The organism is Mycobacterium sp. TH-M82 (assembly GCF_057473605.1).
The window spans coordinates 1-1,210 of the sequence record NZ_JBYCKY010000354.1 but is presented as its reverse complement, the minus strand read 5'-3'; the positions used below and the strand labels follow the sequence as shown (position 1 = coordinate 1,210).

The following is a 1,210-nucleotide window of genomic DNA, read 5'->3' as shown; positions in this document are numbered from 1 at the left end:
GACGGTGCAGCCCGCGATCAACGCCGGGATCAGCTTGGGCATGATGACGAACTGCGGCACATTCCACGGCACGATGGCACCGACCACCCCGACCGGCGCCCGGCGCAGCTGGACCTCGCCGAGCAGCCCGTGGCGGCGCTCGACCCACGGGAACTCCCGCCCGGTCGCCACGCCCAGGTGCATCATCGCGGCCGCGCCGACAGCTTGCCCCTGCCGGGAGAACTGCCGTGGCGACCCCATCTCGTCGGTGATCAGGTCGGCCATCTCCTCCAAATGGCTGCCGTAGACGGCGGCGAGCTTCTCGACCTTCTCCATCCGTTCGTCTGGGCTCAGCCGCGGCCACGGACCGTCGTCGAAGGCGGTGCGGGCGGCCGCGACCGCCCGGTCGACGTCCTCGGGGGCGGCCTCGGGAACCTCCCCGATCGGCTGCTCGGTGTGCGGGGAGATCACCGCGAGCCGCTTGTCGGTCGCAGGCTTGCACCAACGCCCGCCGATGAAGAGTTCGTCATAGAAACGGTGATCGGATCGTGTCATCGGACACCACCTTATGAACGGGACGGGACTTTACCACCGACGCTAACATAACAGCGCAATGACCGATCCGGACCATGGAGATTGGCGTCAGTACCCGTTTTGGCTGGTGCCCGGCCGGCTGGAATTCCCCCGCGCCGAAGGCGATCACCCCGACCACGAGTCCGACACCTGGTTTCTCGCCGGCCGGCTCACCGCCGCGACCGATTTATCAGGCCGCGCGTTCGCGTTCCTGACCATCGTCAACAGGAACCGCCCGGGTGGGTCGGTGGTCGCCGACTTCTACACCATGGCACTGTTCGACCTCGACACCGGCGAGTACGGCACCTACACCGACTACGACATGCCCCCGGCCAGCCTGCGCCCGGACGCTGCGCCGAAGCTGTCCGCCGCTGCGGGGCATCTCGACATCGGCTACCGCAGCGGCACGGGTACCGCGGTCTGGGCGACCTGCCGCGACACCGACGGACACCTGCTGCCCTACACCTATCGGGTGAGGCTGCCCGGTTGCGATCAAGCTGGGCGTTTGATGCAGCTTGATCTCGACGTGACGCCCACCCGGGCACCGGTGCCGCTGGGCGCTTCGACCTACAACGGCAAGATCGCCTGTTTCGGCCAGGACGACACCTGCTCCTACTTTCAGACCGGGATGGCGATGACCGGAACGCTGCGCTGGGGC

1 protein-coding gene and 1 pseudogene are annotated in these 1,210 nt (G+C 67.8%); one reads left to right on the top strand and one right to left on the bottom strand.

The window, feature by feature from the left end:
* On the bottom strand, nucleotides 1–534 hold a 534-nt coding region (locus tag AC2VON_RS11015; RefSeq protein WP_486952988.1), incomplete at its 3' end, for an aldehyde dehydrogenase family protein.
* A 58-nt stretch (nucleotides 535–592) separates the two neighbouring features.
* On the opposite strand from AC2VON_RS11015, the pseudogene AC2VON_RS11010 reads away from it, so the two are divergent.
* A pseudogene (locus AC2VON_RS11010) lies at nucleotides 593–1,210 on the top strand (secreted hydrolase); the annotation flags it as partial.